The sequence below is a fragment of the Paenibacillus sp. FSL K6-1558 genome, assembly GCF_038002565.1.
Taxonomy (GTDB): Bacteria; Bacillota; Bacilli; order Paenibacillales; family Paenibacillaceae; genus Paenibacillus; species Paenibacillus polysaccharolyticus.
Map to the genome: position 1 here is coordinate 464,005 of NZ_JBBOCV010000001.1, position 25,446 is coordinate 489,450.

Annotated in this window: 17 protein-coding genes; 16 read left to right on the top strand and 1 reads right to left on the bottom strand. The window is 46.2% G+C overall.

Features of this window, described 5'->3' with window-relative positions:
* Nucleotides 1-272: 272 nt before the first annotated feature.
* The 16 genes from MHI38_RS01855 to MHI38_RS01930 all read left to right on the top strand — a co-directional run bounded on the left by MHI38_RS01855 (nucleotide 273) and on the right by MHI38_RS01930 (nucleotide 24,435).
* Nucleotides 273-1,697 (top strand): glycoside hydrolase family 140 protein, encoded by a 1,425-nt coding sequence (locus MHI38_RS01855; RefSeq protein WP_341180872.1) that lies wholly within the window; start codon nucleotides 273-275, stop codon nucleotides 1,695-1,697.
* 3 nt (nucleotides 1,698-1,700) lie between these two features.
* The gene (locus tag MHI38_RS01860; protein ID WP_341180873.1) at nucleotides 1,701-3,314 is read left to right on the top strand and encodes a response regulator; all 1,614 of its coding nucleotides are present in this window, start codon (nucleotides 1,701-1,703) and stop codon (nucleotides 3,312-3,314) included.
* Between the two features lies 1 nt (nucleotide 3,315).
* Complete coding sequence (locus MHI38_RS01865) at nucleotides 3,316-5,136, top strand: cache domain-containing sensor histidine kinase (protein ID WP_341180874.1); 1,821 nt, start codon at nucleotides 3,316-3,318, stop codon at nucleotides 5,134-5,136.
* Between the two features lie 290 nt (nucleotides 5,137-5,426).
* Nucleotides 5,427-6,368: an ABC transporter permease subunit gene (locus MHI38_RS01870; protein ID WP_154889052.1), complete on the top strand. Its 942-nt coding sequence runs from the start codon at nucleotides 5,427-5,429 to the stop codon at nucleotides 6,366-6,368.
* A gap of 26 nt (nucleotides 6,369-6,394) precedes the next feature.
* A complete protein-coding gene (locus MHI38_RS01875) occupies nucleotides 6,395-7,315 on the top strand; it encodes a carbohydrate ABC transporter permease (protein WP_341180875.1) in 921 nt (306 codons plus the stop codon).
* Between the two features lie 88 nt (nucleotides 7,316-7,403).
* Nucleotides 7,404-9,146: an extracellular solute-binding protein gene (locus tag MHI38_RS01880; protein WP_154889047.1), complete on the top strand. Its 1,743-nt coding sequence runs from the start codon at nucleotides 7,404-7,406 to the stop codon at nucleotides 9,144-9,146.
* Between the two features lie 147 nt (nucleotides 9,147-9,293).
* Nucleotides 9,294-12,299 carry a family 78 glycoside hydrolase catalytic domain gene (locus MHI38_RS01885; protein WP_341180876.1) on the top strand — a complete coding sequence of 1,002 codons (3,006 nt, stop codon included), beginning with the start codon at nucleotides 9,294-9,296 and terminating at the stop codon, nucleotides 12,297-12,299.
* A gap of 73 nt (nucleotides 12,300-12,372) precedes the next feature.
* Nucleotides 12,373-15,435: a glycoside hydrolase family 2 protein gene (locus MHI38_RS01890; RefSeq protein ID WP_341180877.1), complete on the top strand. Its 3,063-nt coding sequence runs from the start codon at nucleotides 12,373-12,375 to the stop codon at nucleotides 15,433-15,435.
* 15 nt (nucleotides 15,436-15,450) lie between these two features.
* Nucleotides 15,451-18,168, top strand: coding sequence for a family 78 glycoside hydrolase catalytic domain (locus MHI38_RS01895; protein WP_341180878.1), 2,718 nt, complete (start codon nucleotides 15,451-15,453; stop codon nucleotides 18,166-18,168).
* Between the two features lie 23 nt (nucleotides 18,169-18,191).
* On the top strand, nucleotides 18,192-19,985 hold the full coding sequence (locus MHI38_RS01900; RefSeq protein WP_154889542.1) for an L-fucose isomerase: 1,794 nt from the start codon (nucleotides 18,192-18,194) through the stop codon (nucleotides 19,983-19,985).
* A 400-nt stretch (nucleotides 19,986-20,385) separates the two neighbouring features.
* Nucleotides 20,386-20,760 carry a response regulator transcription factor gene (locus tag MHI38_RS01905; protein ID WP_090915992.1) on the top strand — a complete coding sequence of 125 codons (375 nt, stop codon included), beginning with the start codon at nucleotides 20,386-20,388 and terminating at the stop codon, nucleotides 20,758-20,760.
* Nucleotides 20,750-21,376 (top strand): chemotaxis protein CheC, encoded by a 627-nt coding sequence (locus MHI38_RS01910; RefSeq protein WP_154889039.1) that lies wholly within the window; start codon nucleotides 20,750-20,752, stop codon nucleotides 21,374-21,376. Before MHI38_RS01905 ends, MHI38_RS01910 begins: the two co-directional genes overlap by 11 nt.
* Before the next feature lie 2 nt (nucleotides 21,377-21,378).
* Complete coding sequence (locus MHI38_RS01915; protein ID WP_341180879.1) at nucleotides 21,379-22,353, top strand: sensor domain-containing protein; 975 nt, start codon at nucleotides 21,379-21,381, stop codon at nucleotides 22,351-22,353.
* Nucleotides 22,354-22,576: 223 nt separating this feature from the next.
* Nucleotides 22,577-23,008 (top strand): DUF3237 family protein, encoded by a 432-nt coding sequence (locus MHI38_RS01920; RefSeq protein WP_341180880.1) that lies wholly within the window; start codon nucleotides 22,577-22,579, stop codon nucleotides 23,006-23,008.
* A gap of 423 nt (nucleotides 23,009-23,431) precedes the next feature.
* Entirely contained in the window at nucleotides 23,432-24,091 is a 660-nt protein-coding gene (locus MHI38_RS01925) for a TetR/AcrR family transcriptional regulator (protein WP_308721815.1), read from the top strand.
* Nucleotides 24,088-24,435 (top strand): DUF4260 domain-containing protein, encoded by a 348-nt coding sequence (locus MHI38_RS01930; protein WP_154889033.1) that lies wholly within the window; start codon nucleotides 24,088-24,090, stop codon nucleotides 24,433-24,435. The genes MHI38_RS01925 and MHI38_RS01930 overlap by 4 nt, the downstream gene beginning before the upstream one ends.
* A 157-nt stretch (nucleotides 24,436-24,592) precedes the next feature.
* Here MHI38_RS01930 and MHI38_RS01935 read toward each other — a convergent pair whose 3' ends face one another.
* Complete coding sequence (locus tag MHI38_RS01935) at nucleotides 24,593-25,360, bottom strand: sulfite exporter TauE/SafE family protein (protein ID WP_308721813.1); 768 nt, start codon at nucleotides 25,358-25,360, stop codon at nucleotides 24,593-24,595.
* Nucleotides 25,361-25,446 lie beyond the last annotated feature (86 nt).

A 25,446-nucleotide genomic window follows, 5' to 3' on the forward strand; every position in this document is an offset into this window, starting at 1 on the left:
AGTAGTTTACCGCCCAAAGTATTAGCGGCACCTCAAATGATAGCGTTTACAATATAATACAGAATTGAAATATCCTTCGAATCGGTTGAAAAAATGAAGATGAGGTTGAACAAAACCAAGCACGGTTGAACAATTATACGGTAAAACAGTCTTTACGAAAGCAAAAGGGCATTTTATGCTTTTCATAAGGGAACAGATCGTAAACAAACATAAGGAAAATTTCATTGTAGATTCACTTCGAGCAAAATCTTCACCACTAAGGGGGGTTCAAAATGATGTGTGCGAGTTCGCCAAATACTAATCCTGGAACAGAAATAGGAACAGAAACAAGTCATCAACCAAACCTTCATGTAAACGTCAAAAAAAATCATAATCTTACAGCTCTTCGTGTGTCTGCGAATGGACGATATCTGGAAACATCGCAGGGTGTTGCTTTTTTCTGGCTTGGGGATACATCATGGGAGCTTTTGCATCGTTTGAACCGGGAAGAAAGCGAACATTATTTGCGTACAAGAGCTGAACAGCGTTTCACGGTCATCCAGACGGTTCTACTGGCTGAATTCAGCGGAATTACAACCGAAAATGCTTATGGCAGGCTGCCTTTTTATATGGATGAACAGGGTCTACCTGATTCAACCCGGCCGGATAGCGATGGGGTCTATTCTTACTGGCATCATGTGGATGCCATACTCGAGCTTGTTGCCAGTCAAGGGCTATATGTTGCGTTACTGCCGACTTGGGGTGACAAGTTCAATCAAAAGTGGGGGAAAGGGCCTGAAATTTTCACGCCAGAAAATGCATTTTCGTATGGAAAATGGCTAGGTGAACGATATGGCTCACACCCACAAGTCATTTGGGTGCTTGGAGGAGATCGCCCGCTGGAGACTAAGAGTCACTTTGACGTTGTTACTTCAATGGCGAGAGGATTAAAAGAAGGTGGTGCGATGCAACTGATGACCTTTCATCCACCTGGATGTGATTCATCCTCGAGACAGCTCCATGATGAGCCATGGCTAGACTTCAATATGATCCAATCGGGTCACGGCGAACGAGAGATCACCAACGATTGGCGTGTACGGCAGGACTATGAACGAAAGCCTGTGAAGCCAACACTTGATGCCGAGCCATGTTATGAAGACATTCCTATCGGATTTCGTGGAGAGCAGGGTTATTTTGATGCCACAGATGTGAGAAAGGCCGCATACTATGCGCTATTTTCAGGGGCATTCGGTCACACCTACGGTCATCATTCCATATGGTCAATGTATCAGGGCACGAATGATCTTGTAGACTCCAATCGTCAAGGAGATTATTTCATAATGACTTGGCGAGAGGCGTTACATCGTCCCGGAGCAGCTCAGATGAAGCATGTACGTACGCTGCTTGAGCAAGAACTTAGCTCGGAGCTGCGCCCTAACCTGGATCTGATTCATCAGAATCGGGCAGGGGAGAATCGAGCAGTGAGTCTACAGAACAAATATAGCGCTTACATTTATCTGCCCAATGGCTTGTATGTGGACGTAGTCATGGGGTATATTGAGGGCAAGCATGTTAAAGCAACATGGTTCTGTCCGAGAACAGGAGAAACCATAGAGGTTTCTTCCGATTTAGCAATACTGAATCAAGGCATTGAACGTTTTACAGCCCCAACAAGCGGAAGAGGGAATGACTGGATTTTGATATTGAAGGGGGTTTAATGCATGTATAAGGTGATGATCGTCGAAGATGAAATGCTGGTTCGGATCGGACTGAAAAATTCCGTTGAATGGAGCAAATTCGGGTTAGAGGTTACCGCCGATTTCCCCGATGGTCTTGCCGCATGGGATTATTATGAACGTGAGAAACCCGACGTGGTCATTACCGATATCAGTATGCCCAGAATGGATGGCATGGAGCTGATTACCAACATTCGTAACTTAGATAAACATACACGTATCGTTGTGCTCTCTTGTCTGGAAGAGTTTGAACTGGCCCGCAAGGCGCTCACACTGGATGTATCCAGCTATATATTAAAGTTAACGATGACGGAAGAAGAGATTGAGCAAGTACTGACGAGTGTCAGGGAAGAACTGGATCAGAAGCAGAGCCAGGTGCAGGGAAGAGTAAGTTCAACTTCACCGGATATAGAACTTATAAAAGAAAAGATGTTCAAGGACTTTATGTTTTATCATATCTTCTCCACAGAAGAGTTCTCCCGGTTTGTGACGGAGAGTGGCCTACGTCTTTCTCCTGTTCGGCTCGTGGTCTGCGTGATGGAAGTGGATCGTTATTTTTCGCTGAAGGAACGTTTTCATGATGAGCACGGTCATCTGGTCAAGATGTCGTTGCTGAACATTTTGGGAGAGATCATGACGAGTTACAAACGGGGGGAAGCCGTTCAGATTAACGACCAGCACTACGCCCTCGTGCTGCATTTTGCCGATATATTGTCTGAGCAGGCGATCGTTCAGGAGATTCACCAATTGCTTGAACATGTGCAGGACACGATCCGTCATTATTTTAACTGTACGGTATCCTTTGGAATCAGTAGTGTGAACGGAGGATATGATTCACTTCCCAGACAATATGCTGAAGCAAAGCGTGCATTGCAACGCAAATTCATTACCGGCCCGGGCCAGCAACATCAGGGAACCGGACGTGCGGATCGTTCGAGCGTACTTGTACGAATTGAACAAATAAGAAACCATAAGGCGATAAGGGAGCTGCTCCCACCACTGAAACAAAAAGAATATGACCAGTTTTTAGAAGAGATCGAAGGCGGTTTATGTGAAGAGCGTAAAACGCTGGAGCTGACAATCTATCAATTTATCCAATGGATTAACACACATGTATATGATCATAACAATGAGAAGACATTGCTGGTCAGCATGACGGAAGAGCTGGAAACCTGTGATACCCTGCCTGATATGCTTGATCGAATCCTAGTCTATATGAGCACACTTGTCGAGTTAATTCGCAAGCGCTTACAAATGAGTGATGAAATCACCCGTGCCATCGAGTACATTAAGCGCCATTACACAGAAAATATCAGCCTTCAGATGGTCGCGGACCATGTGGGGCTAAGTCCAGGTTATCTCAGTAACCTGTTTCGTAAAGAACTGCAGATTACCTATATTGATTACGTAAACCGATATCGTATTGAGCGTGCAAAAGAACTGCTTGCGCAGAGTCAGATGCGTTCTTTTGATGTACCAGCTCTGGTCGGTTTTTCGCCCGAGTATACCTATTTCAGCAAGGTGTTCAAAAAAATTACCGGCCTGAATCCAAACGAATATCGCAGACAAACCACGCTCCGTGACAAAAGGGTGCAATAAGATGAAGAAAGTCTTGCAAGCGCTGTTTGTATCCCGACAACTCAGAACCCAGCTCATTCTGTATATTATGATCATCAGCCTCGCCGTCATGGCGGGGGCTTCTTATTTTATTTATTCTTTTATGCAAAATATGGTCAAGATTCAGAATGAACGGCTACTCTACCAACAATTCCAGCAGCTGGATCACAACATTGGCGGATTGGTTAAAGAGATAGATCGGTTATCGATGCTGTTTCTGCGTGATGATCATATTCAGCAGTTTTTGTACAAAATTTCGGAGAAAACGGAAGAAGAATTTCTGGAATCCAAAAATGATGTACAGCGAGTCATTGCCGATTTCATTGATAACTACAATTACATTGATTCGATCTATATCACGGCGGACAATCTAGGCGCTGTAGGCGGAAGTCAGAAGCGGACACTTGTCTATGACCGGGAGGCATGGCAGCAGAGCTTTTTCACCTCTGAGCCTTTTCATCAGACAATTGAACAGTATCCACACCTGATCATTCATTCTGGAATCAAAAAATCATTCTACAATCCGTATCTCACAGGTAAAGATGACGGTTATTTAATCAGCCTGATGCGGGGCACACGAGCGATTTATGATCCGAACACAAGTGCCACTTTAATTTTTAATATCGATGAACGTTATCTATCCTCCATTTATGCGACTGCACTGAACCGCGAAGAAGGTGACATGTACATCGCGAGCGCTGACGGAATGGTTGTATCAGCGAGTGAAGCGGATCGGGTAGGAACTCGCAGTCACTTCAAGCCAGGGGAGGACCTTGAGAACGGTGCTTACGGAAGTCTGGATGATGAAAAGGCAGGACGCAGCATGCAGGTGGTCTATTACAAGCTCCATGACGGGGGCTGGTATCTGCTCAAAGAGATCCCGCTCAGTCAGTATGCGGACCAGATTCTTGGCGTTCAACGAATGCTTATGCTGGTGTTTACCATAAGTGTATTGGCGATCTTTATCGCTTCCTACTTCTGGCTGCGCAAAATTATTAAACCACTGAACCAATTATCCGGCAAAATGAAGGACATGAGTCGCGGTGAACTTGGCGTTACCGTTGATCATGTTCCCAATAACGAACTTGGCACGGTGATCCGCCGTTTTAATGAGATGTCGCTTAGTATGGTGGAGCTTGTAGAGAAAAATAACGAGATACAAGAGAAGAAAAGAGAGCTGGAGCTAGAGGCTTTGCAGTACCAGATCAATCCGCATTTCCTCTACAATACATTGAACATGATTCGCTGGATGGCGGTCATTGTCAAGGCAGACAACATCGTGAATACGATTGTTGCTTTGGGCAATATTTTGCGTCCCGTATTCTCCAGTAAAGATTCGATGTGCACGCTACGTGATGAACTGTCGTATGTGGACAACTATTTAAAGATCATTAACATGCGATTTAACAATAACATTACCTTCACTATGGATGTACGCGAACAATGGATGGATTGTCAGGTTCCGCGCTTTATTCTTCAGCCTTTACTGGAAAATTCGATTGCTTCTGGCAGACAGAGCGAGGAGTTTGCTATACAAATTCGCATTGAGGCTACTGGAGATGAGAATCATCTAATATTGAGCGTTACCGATTCCGGGGGAGGCATGGACACGCATGCGCTTGAAGCGTTAAATAAAAAGTTAGCCAGGGGAGAATCACCCAAGTCCACGGCTGGAGGCAGCGGTATCGGTCTGAACAATGTCAATAAACGGATTCGTTTATATTATGGGACTGAATATGGCATTCAATTTGTTCCAGCTGATCAGGGCGCAAAAGTTATGATTACTTTGCCAGCACGTCGATAAAAAGTGTTACTTATTCACTGGCTTTAGGATAATGGAACTGAAATAAGGTAGCTTCTTGGCTTCTTCGTAAAAGCTCTCATGTTCTCGCCCGAAAGGCGATCCATGAGAGCTTTTTTTCGGTTATCGTTTTCTTATTCGTTCAAGAAACATCTTAAGATCGTTCAAGTTGAATCAAGAGAAGGTGTTATTTTTTCAAGCAGATCGAGGGAAGTTTCATTCAAGTGTCTTTAAGAAAGCGCTATCATATGAATAAGCCAAAACGAAAGCACACGCACAAAGGAGAAATTCATATGCAACGAACCGAAACGCTGAAAAGCTCTGTCACCAAAAAAGCCGGCAAGCTGAATCGCAAAGACAGCATTCATCTGTTGTTGCTAGCCGCACCCTTTGTTCTATTTACACTGGCATTCAGTTACGTACCTTTATTCGGATGGATTTATGCGTTTTTTGACTACAAACCAGGCATTCCATTGCATCAAACCCCGTTTCTGGGGCTCGAAAACTTCCGGAACATGTTTGATGATCCACGAATGGGTCCTGTACTGGCAAACACACTAGCGCTCAGCTTATTGTCCATCGCAACAGCACCGGTGCCGATGCTGCTCGCCATTTTAATCTCGGAGGTACGTGCTGGCTGGTTCAAACGGCTAGTACAGACGGTGTCCACATTACCGAACTACATCAGCTGGATCATCGTGTTTTCATTAGCCTTCAGTATGTTCAGCACGGAGGGCGCAGTCAATTCCATCATGATGAAAACAGGCATCGGCAATCCGCCCGTGGATATTCTCGGGAATTATGACCGGGTATGGACGGTGCAGACTTTGCTGTTGCTGTGGAAATCCGCAGGATGGAGTGCCATTATCTATCTGGCTGCCATCGTGGGTATAGACAGCGAGCAATACGATGCAGCAAAGGTGGATGGTGCGGGACGAATGCGTACCATCTGGCATATTACACTGCCCAGCATCATGCCTACGTTTATCGTGCTTTTACTCCTCTCCGTTAGTAACCTGCTCTCGGCAGGATTTGAACAATATCTGGTGTTCAGCAACGTCATGATCGCGGATCGAATTGAAGTATTAGATCTGTATGTATACCGGCTTGGTCTCGTGACCGGAGACTACTCATACTCCACAGCTGTGGGGATTTTCAAAACGGTGATCAGTGTTCTGCTACTGTTCAGTGTTAACATTTTATCCAAGAAAGTTCGCGGTCAAGGCATCGTCTGACTCGCAGGGAAAGGAGCAAAACCGATATGCGAACACAACCCGCAGGACAGACGATTCGTCCCGTCCACCATACCGATTGGAAAGACCTTACCTTCACGCTGTTTAACTACATCGTGCTATCACTGCTCGTGATCATCACGATCTATCCGTTCTATTACATTTTGATCTATTCCATCAGTGACCCGATTGAGGTTCAGAAAGGTGTGTATTTCTGGCCAGCAGGATTCTCTCTCGAAGCCTATAAAGCGACGATACAATTGCCGGGTATTATGGATGCTGCATTGGTAAGTATCTCCCGAACGGTGCTGGGTACATTGATTACCGTATTTAGCTGTTCCTTTTTTGCCTATCTGATCACCAAGGACGAGATGCCTTATCGTAAAATCATTTACCGTTTTGTCCTCATTACCATGTATTTTAACGCTGGTTTTATCCCGTGGTATCTAACGATGAAAGCATACGGCTTACAAAATAATTTTCTGCTATACATCATCCCTGGTGCAATGTCGGGCTTTAACATTATTTTGATCAAAACGTTCATTGAACAGCTTCCGGCTTCACTGGAGGAATCAGCGAAGATTGACGGAGCAGGATATTTCCGGATCTATCGCAGTATTATTTTCCCGCTCTCGATGCCGATCATTGCCACCATTGCCGTGTTCTCTGCTGTTGGTCAATGGAATACCTGGTTCGATAACTTTTTTCTCGTCGAAAACCCGAAGCTGCAAACGTTACAATTGGTGCTCTATAACTTCTTGAATCAATCTAGCAACCTGTCCAATATGACCACAGAGGAATTAACCCGGGGAGATGTAGTTCGAACACTCACACCTCAGTCCATCCGCATGACAATCACGATGCTGGTTACGTTGCCGATTGTTCTGGTGTATCCGATGTTGCAACGGTACTTCGTGAAAGGAATCATGATGGGGGCAGTTAAGGGATAAGGCTTGTTGGCTAAAAGGTGTTGCTACGAGGTTGGATTATCCGGCATAATGCTGATAATTATAGAAGAATAAACAGGAGGGTTATGACATGAGAACTAAAAAAACGTTCCGCCGAGTAATGGCCATGCTCATGATGACGTCTTTACTGCTTGCAGCCTGTACGAGTGGAGGAGCAGGGCAGACGGATACTGGCGAATCGGGTTCCCCAGACAATGGCTCGAACAAAGATCTTGTTACGCTGCGTGTACTGATTATGGAGACCGGCTCCAAATGGAATACACAGCAAAATAACGAGGTCGCTAAGGCGATTGCCGAAAAAATCGGAGTTAAGATTGAATACGTTGAAGCAGACGAGAATAAATTCAATGTATTGCTTGCCGGCGGTGATCTGCCCGATCTGGTACGTACAAATGTGAATAAATATCAGAAGCAATTGATTGAAGGGGATCTAATTGTTCCGCTTGACGATATGCTCGCCAAATCCGGCCAGGATATAACAGCCAACATTCCTACCGTTGTAGACTACAGCAAAAAGAACTGGAGCAACGGAACCGGTAAACTGTATTTCCTTCCACCGCAAGTACAATCCAAACCGGGGACATCCATTGCACCAATTACCATTGGCCCAACGATTCGTTGGGACTGGTACAAAGAGATTGGTACCCCTGAAATTGCAACGATGGATGATCTGCTCGACGTTGTAGGTCAAATCGTAGAAAAACATCCACAGACGGAAGACGGAAAGAAAGTATACGGCGTGTCCATGTGGCAGGATTGGGGACTGTGGCCTTATACGATTCCGCCAATTATCTTCAATGAAAGTGTCAGTGCTACAAGTGACCTGACGGCATCCAAAGTTGGCGGCAGCGAGTTCATCAGCAATCTGACCGATGAATCCTCTAACTTCTGGACAGCCCTTGACTTCTACAATAAAGCGCAGCGCAGAGGATTGCTTGATCCGGACTCCTTGACGATGAAAAACAATGATTACATGGCTAAAGCAACAGCAGGACAGATCGTTGTTGGTCCAGCGACCTGGGCAATGGGGGATTTCAATGCACAGCATGCAAGCGAAGGTAAAGGATATCTGGTTGTACCCGCAGGCAAACTGGCTTGGACAGGCGCAGTGAACCCGCTTGGCTGGCAGGATAAAGCCTACAGTATCTCCAAAACATCCAAAAATCCTGAAAAAGCGATGGAATTCCTGAATTATATTTACTCTTATGAAGGTGCACGCACCATGTACAACGGTGTTGAAGGTAAACACTGGAAAGTGGTTGACGGTAAACCGGCACTGACGGACGAAACCTTGGCTTTGAAAGCTGCAGGCGGTGCACCATACGAAGCAACAGGACTTTCACTCGATCGGAATATCATCGGTCTCGGCGGAGATATGGTTAATCCAAATGACAAAATGCCCGTTGACCTTTTTACCTCCGAGGAGTCCTTGTCAAAAGCAGCCACAACGCTTGAAAAAGACTTCGCACAGCATTACGGCGCTTCATACTCAGGGGAGGTATTCAAAAAGCTGATTGATGAAGGCAAACTGAATACGTTCACTAGCTGGATGAATGGCATGACAGACGAGGAAATCATTAGGCGTAACACCATCCCAGGTGTAACACTGGATGACAAACTGAAAAAACAGGAGGCTGAGCTGAAAGAGCTGGCAGCGCGCGAGGCAGCCAAGATTATTCTTTCCAAGGATGAGCAAGCCTTTGAAGCAAACAAACAGGCTGCACTGGCCGCATTCAAAAAAGCCGGAGCAGACGAATTTACAGCTTGGTACAACAGTGAATACCAACGGCTTCGTCAAGCTCACGGTCTGTAAACCGACTTGACCGAAAAAGAAAGGGCAAGAAGGAGGAGCTAAAGCTATGAAGTTTTAGCTCCTTTTGTTTTGCAACCTGGAGTGTTAGGAATGGAGACGTACGTATAGCTTCAACTCAATAGTGATGGAACGGGAGTTGATTTAGATATGGATCAGACGTTACCAGCTGGCGGCTCCATCTGGAAAGCTTCCTGGATCTGGGGAGGCGATGAGGAGTGGCCGCGTAATGAGTGGCGAACTTTTCGAAAACAATTTATGATGCAGCATTGGAATTACGCGAGCGCAGAGGTCACAATTACGGCAGATGCCCGGTACGTGTTGTATGTAAACGGCGTCTTGTGCGGAAGAGGACCTAATCGCTCTTGGCCGTTCGAACTGAACTACCATATACACGAAGTTGGACATTTGCTTCGCTCAGGCCATAACACGATTGCCGTTCTGGTCATCAGTTATGGGGTGGCTACGTTCAACTATTTGCCAGGTCAAGGGGGACTGCTGGCTCAACTGGAGCTGGTCTCTCCGCATACGGAAGCGCTTACCCGGCAGAGGCAGTTGATTGTTGCTACGGATGATACATGGCATACCGCTCCATATGCGGGATACGAGCGGAGGGCTTCACGTATGTCCTGTCAGCTTGGTTTTAGCGAACAGGTGGATGCAAGCCGCTCACAAGTCGATTGGTTTGGAACAAAAACAGACAACGATTTTGCTAAGGAGCACGGTTGGACTAATGCCCGGATCATCGGGAGGCCAGGTGATGCACCTTGGAAGCAGTTGATCCCGAGCGATATTCCTGAATTGACAGAGCAAGAGGTTTGGCCGGTCCGGGTCGAGTCTTTGAAAAAGGTATCTCTTGTCTCGTGGACACATGTGCTGGATGTACGTGAAGCGATGGAGCCAGGCAGCAAAATGCATGCCAACCCGGTATCCTTTGCCGGTTATGCGGTAGCAGTCATTCGTGCAAGCAGCGAAGCAGACGCTGTGATCGGATTTTTCAGTGCCTTCCATGCACTGCGCGGAATTACTCTCAACGGAACCTATTACAGTTTAGAAGAAATGGAGGGAGAACATCCGCGCCGTCTACAACGAGTCAGGCTCCAAGCCGGAGACAATCTGCTGTTGATTGAACTCGCTGGACCTGATCATGGCGGTGGCTTGCATCTTGGCATCGACTGTGACGTCTCATTTACGGTTGTTTCGGCGCTTCTCCATGAAGATCAAGTAACCGAATCACCTTTTATGCTGATAGGCCCGTTCGCAACGCTGGTGCATATCGATCATCAGCCGAGTTCAGACCCACTGCGTGCGTATCGTGGCTTTGGCGGTAATCAACCCTTGGATAGGAAGGCGTTTCAGGACGCCGATGTGTATGAGCAATGTCGCAGACTCGCTTCGGTTTCAGAATTGATTGCTTATCAAAAGTGGATGCGTGCTTTTCCTGCGAAGTTAAGCTCGGATGCTTCCGTCTTTACCTTCAGTATATGGAAGCGAACAGAGCGGAACTTGGCTGTACCCGCAACATTGCAGCAAGTATGTTTTGCCAATCGCAGGCCGGCCATAATACCGGCAACGGTTGAAGGTCAAGGGCTTGAGCTGATTCTGGACTTCGGACGTGAATGGTCTGGTTATTTGCGATTTGAAGTTGAGGCACCGGAAGGGACAGTCATCGACGCCTATGGATTCGAATACATGGATGGAGGATGGAGACAGGATACCTTTGGCGTAGATAACACGCTACGTTATGTATGCCTTGAAGGCAGACAAAGCTATGAATCTCCTGTGCGGCGTGGACTACGCTATCTGATGCTCACAATTCACGGGAATAGAGTGCCTGTTCGACTGTTCGGTGTGACGCTTGTGCAGAGCAATCATCCAGTGGCAGAGATCGGCCGCTTCCATAGCTCGGATTCACTCTTGAATGATATCTGGGAGATTAGCAAACATACAACCCGGTTGTGCATGGAGGATACATTTGTGGATTGTCCGACCTATGAACAGGTGTTCTGGGTAGGTGACAGCCGTAATGAAGCGCTTGTGAACTACTACGTCTTTGGTGCAACGGATATTGTAAGGCATAGCCTAGAACTGGTGCCTGGCTCAGGTCAGCAGACACCACTTTATGTAAATCAAGTGCCGAGCGGCTGGAGCAGTGTTATTCCAAACTGGACTTTTTTTTGGGTCACGGCCTGTCTTGAATATGCCCGGCATACCGGAAACAGGGAGTTTGCATCAACGATCTGGCCGAAGGTCAGGTTCACGCTGGATCATTATCTCAAAAATATAGATGATCAAGGGCTATTAACCGTTCATGCCTGGAACCTGCTCGACTGGGCACCGATTGAGCAACCGAGCGACGGAACAGTTACACATCAAAACGCCATTTTTGCACGCACGCTGGCAGATGCGGCACGTTTGTCTGAACTAGCAGGGTGTGCAGAGGAAGGCGTTTACTACGACTCTAAGTCAAATCTTTTAATTCAGTCTATCAACAAGCATTTATGGAGTAGTGAGCGGCAGGCCTTCGTTGACTGTATTCATGCCAATGGTTCTTTGTCCAGCACATTTAGCATGCAGACTCAAGTGATAGCATTGATTACCGGAGTTGCAGCAGATGAGCGTGAGGAGAAGCTAACTGCCTATTTAACATCTCCGCCAGAGGACTTTGTTGCGATCGGCAGTCCGTTCATGACGTTTTTTTATTATGAAGCGCTGATGATGCACGGAGAGATTGATACGATGCTACAGGATATGCGAACGAAGTTCGGAGAGATGGTGAGACATGATGCCACAACCTGCTGGGAGATGTACCCGGGATTTACCGAGAACAGACCTAATCCGAAGGATCTGACACGCAGTCATTGCCATGCCTGGTCGGCTGCACCGGGATACTTTTTAGGAGCTGTGGTACTCGGAGTACGCCCCACGGCAGACGGCTGGACGAAGGTTCGGGTTGCGCCCCAACCTGGGGATCTGCAATGGGCCAAAGGAGCGGTGCCTCTTCCGGGGGATGGAAGAATCGATGTGCGCTGGGAGATTAGGAAGGAAGGAGACGAATCAGTATTTCAATTGGAAGTGGTCGCTCCAAAAGCAGTCTCGGTTTCAATGGAGGTACCGGAAGGTTATCGGCCCGTGCTCATTCACAGAACCTGTTGAATAGACCCAAACAGAGCAAACAAAGTAAACAGAGTAACAGAAATTCATAGAGCCTGAATGGAGTGTTAGCGTGATGACAAACATCTCATATTACCGTTCCGAGAAAGGAAAGCGTTATCTGGACGAAGTTCAGGATGAAGCTTATTCACGTTCTTCGCTTCACGGAGACGCTTGGGTGGACGCGGACAGTCGTATTCCAATTGTCCCTTTAACGCACGAAATGAAACCGGTGATGGATCAACAGGAGTCCGAACTATTTTACTCAGCAGCAGCTCCCACATCCGATTCGCTGTTACTATCTGGCGTATGGCGTATGAAGGGCGGAGAAGCAGCTGATCCCGGTTCCCCGGCCCCTGCCCCAGGATGGTTTGGACGAAAAGCTCTCCCTAGCGAAGGTATGCGAGAGCGTTGGTACGACCCTGAGCATCCTCGCAAGGACTGGCTTGAAATGCATGTTCCTGCAACAGTACAGCAAGCTTTATTGGATCTGGGGTTAATGGATGACCCGCATTGGAACACCAATTCAATTGATGAACTTGAACAGTATGGTTCACCTCAAGACATACCTGTCTGGTTCCGACGAACACGTGTGGAGTGTACGGAGTGGTGGTTTGCTACCACATTTGAAGTGCCGCAGGAGTGGGATGGAAGGCGGCTTTCTCTGGAGTTTGACGGCATTGATTACTCCGGTACCGTATTTCTCAACGGTGTTTCGCTTGGTCATCATCAAGGTATGTTTGGCGGTCCGCTTCATGACGTTACACATCTGGTTCGCTGGAATGAAGCTAATGTACTCGTTGTTCGAATTGATCCGGCACCTCAGAGCTGGAATGGTCTGATGAAACCAAGTCCAGGCTTTGGCTGGCATTATGGACACCTCATCTCCCTTGGCATCTGGAAAGATGTGCGCTTAACGAGCGAACCAGACCTTGCTTTACTTGATCCTTATGTCATAACAAAGTCTGTCACTCCAGGGGAGGCGCTGCTCCAGATTGAATTTACTGTAGATAGCACCCTAGTTGAGCAAGTTTCTATAACCATTGAAGGTCTGATCCGGCTGAAAACCGAGAAGGCGTGCAGGGAGTCATCAAGTAAAAACGACCCAGTCGATAGTACGAAACAAGACTCTGTTCGCTGCGAACAGAGCCGCTTTACAGCTGTTATTACAGTACCCTATGGAAAAAGCAAATTCTGCACCGATGTCAGACTGAACAATCCACAAATCTGGTGGCCTTTAGGCTATGGGGATCAGCCTCTCTACGAGCTTGTGCTGCGAGCAGTCTCTACTGAACATACTGATCCAGAAGCGAATGATATGGCACATGAATTAATCAGCACATTGAACTCAGCTTGGACAGCGGAATCAAAATCAGTTCATACAGGCGCAGTCTTTACTTCTTTTGCTATCCGTACGATTGAGATGAGACCCTTGATAGATACCAAACCTGAAACAGACTATCGCTGGCAGTTCGTCATCAATGGAGAAGCGATCTTCATCAAAGGGGCAAATTGGTGCTGGCCGGATGTCATGCTCACACACAAGGAAGGGCAATACGAACGTTTACTGGAGCTAGCACGCAGAGGCCACGTTCAGATGCTCCGGGCTTGGGGCGGTGGCATTGTGGAAAGTGATGAGTTCTATACCTTGTGTGATGAAAAAGGCATCATGGTGTATCAAGAGTTCCCCCTCTGTTGGGGGCCGCCTGATGCACCACTGACCGATCTAGGTGTGATTGATCGTCAAACGGTACTCTCCATTAAACGGCTACGGAATCATCCTTCATTGATTATGTGGGGCGGTGGCAACGAAAATGGGCCGCATGGCGGGGCAGACGAGGGTCTTTTTCTAGTCGGGAAGCGATGCCGCGAGTATGATCCATCACGTCCTTTTCATCGAACCGATCCTTGGGGAGGCAGTGCTCATAACTGGAATGTCTATCATGGAGGCGAACCGCTCGATCAAGCCACGTTAGCGATGCCTTCGGTGTTTTACGGCGAGTTCGGCATCCCAAGCCAGACGAATGTTTCCAGCTGTTTGCGATATATGCCGGAAGAAGCGTTGTCTTCTTTTCCACCGACCGAGGAAAGCAGAGGGTGGAAGGCTCATTTTCATCAGTTTAGCTTGAAAGATATCGTTAAAGTGATGCGGTACGCGGCGTATGGACCTATTCGCAATTGGCATGACTATATCACCTATTCGCAGACTGCACAGGGCGACGCCATTCGCTTTACCGCTGATATCCAACGAGCAGGTACGGGGAAGAACAAGAGTGGATACTGGTATTACAAATTCACCGATTGCTTCCCGGGACACTCATGGGCAGTCGTCGATTACTATGGGACAGCTAAGCTTTCTTATTATCGTGCCAAGCAAGCTTGCCGTCCGCAAAATGCGTTTATCACAACCCACAAAATGGACGGATGGCAGCAGGGTGAAATGTTTCACGCTGATCTACATCTTGTCAATGATTCGCGTGAAATACTTACAGATGTCATGGTACAAGTCAGATTGTATAGCAGCCAATTAACCGAAATGATGACATGGGAGTACCCAGCTCTAACAGTGAATCCAGGCCTAGCGTATTGCATAGATACGTTGGAAATCAAGCTACCCCAAGCCTCATGCATTGCTCCTTTTCTTATGGCGGTTACACTTCATGCCCACAATGGAAGTCTGATTTCTGATCAATGGTATTGGTTCAATGCCCAGCCGAAGACCGCGGAACTTCTCGCTTTTGAGAGAGAACATCGGCACGATGCCAACGAATACCAAGGTAAAGACGCTGTGCATGCATTCATGCTGTATGGGAGCCTTCCCAATGCACCGCTACGTGAACTTCCTTGTACTTCAATGGAAGCGTCTGCTGTCTGTACAGATGACAATAGCGGCGTGATTATTATCCGTAACATCGGGAGCATGCCTGCGATTCGGATAATGATTCACGATTTTCCCGAGGATTGGAGTTGCTTTCTGGATGACAATGATTTTGGCCTTTTGCCGGGAGAAGAGAGACGCATTTCGTTTGAAATAGGATCTGAAATCCGGTTGAACGAGATAACTGTGAGTGCATGGAATGCCTCTAAAGTAACGATCAGACATCAGAATTTTCTACAGGGAAAGCAGACGAATGGGTGAGGAGGCAGAAAAAAAATGTCGGACGCATGGCTAGCCGAATGGATTACTCGCCAGACAAGTGCTATTGATGAGTGGACTTCTTATCAAGCAGAAGTGGTAATCGAGGTTGCAACAGGTGGTGCATCATTTTTGTTTGGTTATCAGAATGAGAACGATCACTGCGGGATTGAAATTCGGGAGAGCGAACAACAAAAGACCGGGCACCCGGAACATACACAAGCTTCTTCAGATGAGAATCTATTTGTTGCTTACATTTTCCGCACGGAAGAAGGTGCGAAGCATGTGATAGGAAGAATCAAACTACCTTCATTGCTGTCGAAAGAGTTTACGAAAATATCGCTTAAAGTATGCACAGAAAACGGAGAATGGAAAGTCACGATAAATGAACAATTTTTTTGTAGTTGCCAAGCAACAGAATATCACGGAACAGTCGGATTTCGGACAGAAGAAGGGCAAAAAGCGGTCTTTCGCGACTTGAAACTAACTGGAAGCGATGGACGTGTGCTGTACTCCAACCGTTTTTATGATCCGCTAACCACGCATTGTACAGCAGGTACGATTCATGCTTCAGGTAATGGACTGGTGCTGGAGGGACACATGCTATCGGTTTGTGAGGCAGAGTTTCCAGTAGACAGTCCGCTGTTCCGCAAAACATTTAATATATCCAACCCCCCGATTGAAGCCAGACTACGCATCTATTCGATTGGCTGGTATGAGCTTCTTATTAATGCAAAGCGGGCGGACCGCCGTGTACTTGCTCCAGCCAATACACCTTATCATCGTAGAATGCTATATGACACATATGATGTGACTCCTATGTTGCAAGAAGGTGATAACGTACTGGGGGTTTGGTTGGGGAATGGATATCATTACAATTATTCGCGTTGGGGATGGAAATGGAATCGGGATAAGGCCCTTCTCCTGCAACTGGATCTACGCTTTGAGGATGGCAGCACACAGACCATTATCTCAGACGAATCCTGGTCATCGGCACCAAGCCCGATTCTGTTCAATGATATTTATGACGGGGAGTCCTATGATGCACGCCTGCAGCACAGTGGGTGGGATTGTCCAGGGTTTATTGAAGACAAGAACTGGACAGGGGCTGTAGCTGCCAAGGCGCCAAAAGGTGAACTCAAGGAGAATAAACAGCCTCCTATTCTGCCATTCGAATCGTTGCAGCCTATTGCTGTGTTTCATCCACGTCCTGGAGTGAATGTATACGACTTTGGACAAAACATCGCAGGTTGGGTTCGTATTCGGGTGAAAGGACGGGCAGGCCATGAGATACGGCTGCGATACAGCGAGCTTCTGGATGGACAAGGCAATATTGACTCTTGGACGAATCGGAATGCGAAGGCTACAGATACTTACATCCTCCGCGGTGATGCTGAGGAATGTTACGAGCCACGTTTCACGTATCATGGATTTCGGTATGTAGAGGTCTGTGCCGGATCAAGCTGGATTTACATTCAGGCAGTTCCGATCCATGCCGCTGTTGAACTGGCAGGCACATTTGAATGTTCGGATGAACTGCTTAATCAGCTTTACAGCAATATTCGCTGGTCTTACCTTAACAATCTAGTGAGCATTCCAACGGACTGTTGCCAGCGTGACGAGCGAACACCTTGTCTGATGGATTCCGCTGTCGTTGAGGAATCAGGAATGCACCATTTCGATATGCAGAGCTATTATCATAAATGGCTTGAAGATATTGAAGACAGCCAGACGAATCCCGACTGGAGTGGAGACAAGGTTTCTCTCCCGTGGCATCTGTATCAACATTACAACGATCTGGACGTATTGGGCCGAAGTTATCCTTCCATGAAGGCATACATCGATCATCTACATGAGAAATGGCCTGAACATGAAGTGAAAGAAGGGTTTGGGGATTGGTGCCCTCCGAATGAAGATGGTTGGGAAAACTACTTTCATGAAGTTGAACTGGTTAATACCAGTGTCTACTACAAGATTACTTCCATCGTTGCCGAATCGGCAGCTATTTTGGGAAAACCCGCAGACCATGAATATTACAGCCAACTCGCCGATGACATTAACCGTACCTTTCAACGTCGCTTTTATGCAGGAGATGGGATCTATGCCGGTGGTTCACAGACTGCTCAGCTTTTACCGCTAGCCTACGGAATGGTGCCTGTCAAACAACGTGCTTCCGCCGCAGAACGTCTTGTGCAGACTATTGCCGAAAAAGGCGGACATCTTCACACTGGCATTTACGGGACGAGATACCTGTTAGATGTGCTTGCTGATTACGGATATATCGATATCGCTTATGAACTTCTAACAACAAAGGAATATCCGGGCTTCGGCTATCAGATTGAACGAGGGGCAACTACGCTTTGGGAGCAATGGAGCGAGAAGGGGGGGATGCATTCTCATGATCACGCCATGTTTGGAGGCATCAGCGTCTCTTTTTACACACGACTTGCAGGAATTAGAGCGGATTCACCAGGTTACGAAAAGATATGGATCGAACCCTGCATTCCTTCCAGGCTGGATGAGGTCAGCGCATCCATCCGAACGGCACACGGAACAATCGCTGCAGCCTGGAAAAAAGGCCAAACGGGACTGCACATCGAGGTGGAAATTCCCGAGAACACCTCAGCTACACTAGTAATGCCTTCTGCTATTGTTATAGCAGCGAAACTCCCCCGTGTTCAAGAGCTGAAGCCAGGTCGACACAGCTTTACTTTTCCTGTAGGGACTATGCGATAAACATGAGTGAAGGAGCGTTTGTGATGAACGAAGATTATTCACATCGTTATGAAGGCGGCTTTCCCAAAATCGGTATACGCCCGATCGTGGACCGCCGCAAGCTTGTAAAGGAAGCCTTGGCAGAAAGCACGATGGAACTTGCGCGTGAAGCCGCCGCTGAAATCACGGCCGTTCTTCGTTATCCGGATGGATCTCCGGTACAGGTCGTTATCTTCGAGCCTTGCATCTCTGGTACAACAGAAGCTGCACGATGTGCCGAGCAATTCCGCAAGGAAGGTGTCGGTGTGTTACTCACCGTTGCAAGTGGCTGGTGTTATCCGCTAGAAACGATCGAGACAGACCCGACGCTGCCACACGCCGTCTGGGGATTTAACGGCACGGAGCGCCCCGGTGCAGTCTACCTGGCTGCGCTTCATGCGGCGCATAACCAGAAAGGACTACCGCTTTTTAAAATCTATGGCAGACACATTCAGGATCAGAACGAACGCAAGCTGCCTGTGGATGTTCGGGATCAGTTGATTCGTTTTACCCGTGCAGCTATGGCGGTGGCGTTACTTCGAGGCAAATCATATCTATCTATCGGCTCTGTCTCGATGGGGATTGCAGGCTGCATTGTTGACGAAAATTTCTACCAGCGTTATCTGGGCATGAGAAATGCGTACGTGGATATGACGGAGGTTAACCGCAGACTCGAAAAGCATATCTATGATAAGCAGGAATTTCAGACTGCTCTGGACTGGGTTACACGTTATTGTCAGGAAGGGCCTGACCCTAATCCTGAATCTGTTCGAATTAGCCTGCAGGGAAAATCAAAAGCGTGGGAGACCTCGATTCGTATGGCGATGATCGTACGAGATTTAATGATAGGGAATCCTAAACTTGCTGCAATGGGATATGAGGAAGAAGCTTACGGTTATAACGCCATTGCATCGGGCTTTCAGGGACAGCGGGAGTGGACAGATTATCAGCCAAGTGCAGATGTGCTTGAAGCGGTTCTATGCAGTTCCTTTGACTGGAATGGCATACGGGAGCCTTACATGGTCGCCACGGAGAACGACAATTTAAACGCAGTCACGATGCTGCTCAATCATTATGTATCACACACCGCTCAAATATTTGCGGATGTTCGCGCCTATTGGAGTCCCGAAGCTGTAGAACGAGTTACCGGATGGAAGCCTGACGGCTTTGCAGCATCAGGTTTTATACATCTAATTAATTCTGGACCTGCTGCACTGGATGGAACAGGTGAGCAGCAACGTGATGGCAAACCAGTAATGAAACCGCATTGGGAGATTGAAGAGCACGAGGTTCAAGGCTGTCTGGATGCTGTTCGCTGGAGACCTACTTATATGGATCAGTTTGCCGGGGGCGGATATTCGACAGATTATACGACGAGAGGAGGCATGCCTGTAACGATGAGTCGCATCAACCTCGTGGAAGGACTCGGCCCTGTGCTTCAACTGGCCGAAGGTTACACGGTGGAATTACCGGATGGAGTACATGAGCAGTTGGATTCGCGTACAACACCAACATGGCCTACAACATGGTTTGTACCGAATTTAGTAGAGAATGATCCGGTTTTCGGTGATGTGTACAGCGTTATGGAAGCCTGGGGCTCCAACCACTGTGCGGTTAGTTATGGTCATATCGGAGCTGATTTAATTACCTTGGCGAGCATATTGCGCATTCCAGTTAACATGCACAACATTGATGACAAGCTTATTTTCCGCCCCAGTGCCTGGTCTGCGTTTGGAACCAAAGACTTGGAGAATGCGGATTACCGAGCCTGCGCTGCATATGGTCCGCTATATCGCTGACTTGCTATATGATTTGGTTAATATGAAAAGGACGAAGCAGGATATCATTGAAATGTGAGTTGGCATTTCATGATTTGCTTCGTCCTTTTACATGTTTACAGGAATTTTAGCGTCCGCCGGTATCGGAATCCCAAACAGGATTATATTTCCATGGAACTTATCGCTTTGCGTATCCTTGGGATTTCCCTTCCATTGACAAATGAATACGTTTTAATTTATTTTTAAATATTGTTGACAATCTATTTTTCTAGTAACTATAATTTATATTGTTTTGCCTAATTTATTCGTCAGTCACTTTTAAGGGGTTCCACCTGTGCGCGAAGCTCCTTCTCAAGAAACTGTCTACAGCGCCTGATATCTTTGCGCCCTTAAAACTTTATCAAGGAGACTGAGTAGAATCATGAAAGTATTAATTGTGGAAGACTCGATTTTTGTGCAGAAATTGATGAGCAAGTTGATTAGCGATCATATTCCCGATTGCGAAATTCGAACGGCCACCAACGGAGAAGACGGTTACCAACTTTATCAAGATTACAAACCTGATTTGATAACAACAGATCTTTTGATGCCAGGACTGAATGGTCAGGATATGTTGCGTTTGATTCGAGAGAATGATCAGAATGTCAAAATTATTATTTTGTCTGCCGATATTCAGAAGGCTACCCGTGAGGAAGTGGAGGAGCTGGGCATTTCAGGATTCCTGAATAAACCTTTAACTGCAGAAAGAGCAGGTACATTGCTCCAAATGATTCAGGTGGCACGTTATGCTGAATGAGCTACAAAAAGATCTGCTTACTGAACTTGTCAATGTTTACGTCGGACAAGCTGCTAATATGTTATCGGAAATTGTAGACAAACATATTGTACTCAATATCCCCGAGGTTGAGCTGATCTCCATTAAAGAAGTAGACCCCGAGGATCGTAGGTACAACATTTTATTTGCGGAAGGCCATCTCTTTCGGTCATCGTTGCAGTTCGGGTATCAGTTCCAAGGCAAAGCTTTCCTGATGTTTCCTGCCGAGCAGGCAAAAGTGTTAGCGAATATGTGTCTCGGAGAATTGACAGAGAACGTGGATGCAAACGATTGTCTATTAATGGATACGGATCTCGATGTGTTGCAGGAAATCAGCAATGTGCTGCTCAATGCCATTATTGGCGAATTCGGAAATTTTCTCGAAATAAAGCTGGAGTATGTACTGCCTGATATTGAGCTGCTTCATGTTACACGAACTGACCCGCAAATTTTGCTTCAGAATGAAGTGTACATATTGGTGTTGCATACCTCCTTTTTGCTTGCGGATACAGATATAAAAGGAATTATCGTTATTGCATTGAGCATGGATTCCATCTCCAGTCTGCTGGATAAGATAAATGCTCTACTGGGAGGATAACCATGGATAATCTCATTGTACAGGCGCTGAACAAAACCAAAATGGGCATTATGATTGTCGACAAACAATTGAAAATTCTCGTGTGGAATGGCTGGTTGGAACGTTTAACAGGTATGCTCGCTGGAGACGTGCTGGGTAAAAACCTGCTCGAGATTTGCCCCAGATTCAAGGCTAATATGTATATGAACATCATACAAAATGCGCTGTATCACGGGCAGAGCAGGTTCTGCTCCAGCGCTTTACATAAATCTTTTGTCCTTCCGAAGGATGGAGGAGATGAGAGTTTTTACAGACAGAATCTGCATGTTGAACCCCTTTATGAAAATGATCACAGTTATGCACTGCTGCAGATTAGCGACACAACCAATATGAGCACTCGCGTGTACAAACTCAAAAACCTGATTAAGGAACTGGATACGGAGTATACCAAGATCAAAGTTTCCGAGAAAATCAGCAAACATCTTTCATTGCACGATTCCTTGACAGGTCTTCCTAATCGTTTAGCCTTTAAAGATCGTCTTGCATGGGCTGTCAGCAATGCGCTAAGAAGTGAGTCGCGGTTTGCAGTAATGTATGTCGATACGGACGGGTTCAAACAGATTAATGATACCTATGGTCACGATATAGGTGATCAGGTGTTAATGGAAGTTTCCCGTCGATTGAAGGGCAGTATTCGTAGTACGGATTGCGTAGCAAGACTGGGAGGTGACGAATTCAGCATTATCTTGAACCAGCTTAAGGAAGATGATGATGCGGAGATCGTTGCCAGGAACTTGACTGCTGCGTTTGAAGCTCCGATTCATGTTAATGCCATTGAGATCCATCTGTCTGCCAGTATTGGCATCAGTCTGTTTCCAAAGCATGGACAAGATGCAACGGAACTTCTCAAACTGGCGGATATGGCGATGTACAGAATCAAGAAAAATGGAAAGTGTGGTTATGCCTTCTTTCATCCTGAGCTGGATCAAGTCTGGTAATATATTGTTCTTTTATAAGCGTCTGCTTCCAATCCTTATAAAATATATGCTCAACCTCTCAAAGTTGCTATTCTGGCAACTTTTTTTGTTAGGCTTCATAGAGCAGCTGTTCATTAGCTCGCTTGTTAGCAGGAGTCCTTAAGTAACTGACGAAGTCAAGTAAGGTAGGGTCAATACATGGGTAGAATCACGAAAAAACAGACAGAGAGGATGACAATGATTGATGACGAAGCTAGAGATGGAAGAGTTGTTTACTGTGCACGTTAAGATTGAAAATTCAATTGAGCTAAAAAGCGCAGAGGGAGACTCAGTAGTGATGATTACGTTTACTGGACATGTCACCGGAACCTGTTTCGAAGGCTTCGTTCGTGAGGGAGGCGTGGATACACAAATTATTGGAAAAGCGGGAGGACGTCACAGCTTGTCAGCCAGATATATGTTACAGGGACAAGATTATACGGGGCAAGCTTGTGAGATGTACATCGAAAATAATGGGTATATCGGAGAAGTAAAGGGTGACATGCTGTTTCGCACCTCACCTCGAATTATAACCAACAGTCAGGCGTTATCATATTTGAACGTGGATACGCTTATTGGTGAGGGTTATCCGGCGGACGGCGGTGTAAATATTAAGATTTTCAAGGTGAAGTCATAAGTTAAGTTACCGAAGGGAACGGCGGTGTGTTAGCACTTCTTGCAATACTTGATGAGACACTTTATATCTCGAAAGCGTTGTTATGGCAAACAACGCTTTCTCATGTTTAACAGCATGTATTCACGGAAGTAAGCCATGTTAATAAAGTTTGTTTTTCTCATCGTTTCAATATTCTTCGAATCAGCATAATCACTAGAATCAGAAAGACTATTGCAAATAACATACCTGGAAATCCCACACTGCTCATCATTTTTAAAACCTCCTAAAATAAACCATTAATATAACGTGTATAGTATAACATATTCATTTGGAAGCAACATACAATTTGAAATGTCAAAAAACATGTTGACTGTTCGACCAAACAGTTTTAAGATAAGGACATAAATTGACTGTTCAACCAAACAGTATTGGAGTTGAAATTAAATGTCTAAGCAACAATCCGAAAATCAAGATGAGCGCAGAAACGCCATTTTACAAGCGGCCTTTACATTGTTCGGTCAGGTAGGCTATTCCAAAGCTACCATGAAAGAAATTGCGGCTAAAGCCGGGGTGGCACAGGGACTGATCGGCTACCATTTTTATACGAAGGAAACACTTCTGGTGGAAGTTGTGCGGGAATGGATGATTAACCGCGGGATGAAGGAAGCACTGCAACAATTGGATATGTCAGCACAACCTGCAGCATTGCTCCAGCAAGCGTTGCAACACGTCGTTGAATTTCGTAAAACAAACCCGGAGTGGTTTACACTGTTAATCAGTCTCTGGACGGAAAGTGTCAGTAATGAGAAACTCGCGCACGAGTTAGTAAAGCTCTATCAAGAGATGAAATCGGGTATTCGATTAATCATTGATCGGTTGGATCTGCCTCTGGACGAAGGTGAAAAAGAAACCTTCGCAGTCTTAATTCAAGCTGTGTTCGACGGATTAACGTTACAATCGCCTGTATTGCTGTCCGCCCAGCCGCTCTCACACGAACAGGTATCTCAGGGCGTCGGGTGGATGCTAAGTGGAATAAAATCTCCCAATGGAGAACATGAAAATCAAAATAAATTACATTTAAACAAAGGAGATCAAACCAAATGACTAGATTATGGATTCGATTAGAGGGTTTGCTGGTGCTCGCAGCAGCGACAACGATTTACTTTTACAATGATTACTCCTGGTGGCTCTTCCTGCTGTTGCTTCTCGTCCCGGATGTGTTCATGATTGGCTACGTAGCTAACAATAAACTGGGCGCACTAATCTACAATGTGGGACATACGTACATTATTCCTATGGTATTTTTGGCAGCGGGGTACGTGTTGAAAATGGAAGTACTGACGTTGATCAGCTTCATCTGGATCGCTCACATTGGTATGGATCGCATGTTTGGTTTTGGTTTGAAATATGAAACGGAGTTTAAGGATACCCATCTCCAGCGTGTATAATCTAATAGGGTATCAATGATAGATTAGTATTTTTAAATAGAAACCCGAAAAAGGATGTCTCTCACATCATCGAGATGTTAGGGGACATCCTTTTTTAATTGAACAATGAACTTCTTCGTTACATCTAGCACGCCTTACACAGAACGCTTCAAGAAAGTCACAGCCATAATATAGTTGCTCCAATCATCGGAGTCACGACCATACTCACTTTCAGCCATAGTGCAGGCACACGTTTCGTAAATTTCGCTCCAACGTATGAACCGGACATCGTGCCGATTACAACCAGCAATAACAACTGCAAGTCCAGATAACCGATCCTCATATATCCGGCTCCGCCTGCTAAAGCTATGGGAATGATGACCAACATCGTTGTTCCAGCGGCATATCTCATAGGCATATTCAACAACAGCATAAGTCCTAATTGGATAAAGGGCGTGGAGCCAATACCGAACAGTCCGGATAACATACCTGTAACTACCCCAATCAATAACGCATATACCCAGTAACGCAGACCTTTTCCGAGTATGACAGTCGGTATTTCAGAACCAGCAGGGCGCCGCGAAACAAGAATCAAGCGAAGCCACAGCGCGAGTCCTGATGCAAAAAGCATAAAAGAAGTCAGCATACCAAGCCGATCCTCAGGAATATAGGATGACCATCCTGAGCTGACCCAGGCTCCTGTTGCACCGGCCAGACCAACGATCACACCGGTTTTGAGCATTGCATTACCTTCCCGGTAATGACTGATTGAACCCGAGAGCGAGGAAAAAAACATCGCAGCAAGCGCCGTCCCGAGAGCAACATGAATAGGATATCCGAATGCAACCGTCAGGATCGAGATAATGAAACCGGAACCGCCTGCGCCAACAAAACCAAGAAGAAGACCTAGCAAAAACATAACAAGCACTATATTTACCATTAACATAAGATGTCTCCAAACTCTTATTCCCCCGAAAACCATGTCAGACGTTTTCTTGACGAATAGTAATATGAATTCGATTATATCATGCA

Excerpts from the sequence above, each read along its gene's own strand:
- MHI38_RS01895 (WP_341180878.1), top strand. The coding sequence starts at position 15,451 with ATGTCGGACGCATGGCTAGCCGAATGGATTACTCGCCAGACAAGTGCT.
- MHI38_RS01900 (WP_154889542.1), top strand. The coding sequence starts at position 18,192 with ATGAACGAAGATTATTCACATCGTTATGAAGGCGGCTTTCCCAAAATC.
- MHI38_RS01860 (WP_341180873.1), top strand. The coding sequence starts at position 1,701 with ATGTATAAGGTGATGATCGTCGAAGATGAAATGCTGGTTCGGATCGGA.
- MHI38_RS01890 (WP_341180877.1), top strand. The coding sequence starts at position 12,373 with ATGACAAACATCTCATATTACCGTTCCGAGAAAGGAAAGCGTTATCTG.
- MHI38_RS01870 (WP_154889052.1), top strand. The coding sequence starts at position 5,427 with ATGCAACGAACCGAAACGCTGAAAAGCTCTGTCACCAAAAAAGCCGGC.
- MHI38_RS01930 (WP_154889033.1), top strand. The coding sequence starts at position 24,088 with ATGACTAGATTATGGATTCGATTAGAGGGTTTGCTGGTGCTCGCAGCA.
- MHI38_RS01855 (WP_341180872.1), top strand. The coding sequence starts at position 273 with ATGATGTGTGCGAGTTCGCCAAATACTAATCCTGGAACAGAAATAGGA.
- MHI38_RS01885 (WP_341180876.1), top strand. The coding sequence starts at position 9,294 with ATGGATCAGACGTTACCAGCTGGCGGCTCCATCTGGAAAGCTTCCTGG.
- MHI38_RS01935 (WP_308721813.1), bottom strand. The coding sequence starts at position 25,360 with ATGTTAATGGTAAATATAGTGCTTGTTATGTTTTTGCTAGGTCTTCTT.
- MHI38_RS01875 (WP_341180875.1), top strand. The coding sequence starts at position 6,395 with ATGCGAACACAACCCGCAGGACAGACGATTCGTCCCGTCCACCATACC.
- MHI38_RS01865 (WP_341180874.1), top strand. The coding sequence starts at position 3,316 with ATGAAGAAAGTCTTGCAAGCGCTGTTTGTATCCCGACAACTCAGAACC.
- MHI38_RS01915 (WP_341180879.1), top strand. The coding sequence starts at position 21,379 with ATGGATAATCTCATTGTACAGGCGCTGAACAAAACCAAAATGGGCATT.
- MHI38_RS01925 (WP_308721815.1), top strand. The coding sequence starts at position 23,432 with ATGTCTAAGCAACAATCCGAAAATCAAGATGAGCGCAGAAACGCCATT.
- MHI38_RS01920 (WP_341180880.1), top strand. The coding sequence starts at position 22,577 with ATGACGAAGCTAGAGATGGAAGAGTTGTTTACTGTGCACGTTAAGATT.
- MHI38_RS01905 (WP_090915992.1), top strand. The coding sequence starts at position 20,386 with ATGAAAGTATTAATTGTGGAAGACTCGATTTTTGTGCAGAAATTGATG.
- MHI38_RS01910 (WP_154889039.1), top strand. The coding sequence starts at position 20,750 with ATGCTGAATGAGCTACAAAAAGATCTGCTTACTGAACTTGTCAATGTT.
- MHI38_RS01880 (WP_154889047.1), top strand. The coding sequence starts at position 7,404 with ATGAGAACTAAAAAAACGTTCCGCCGAGTAATGGCCATGCTCATGATG.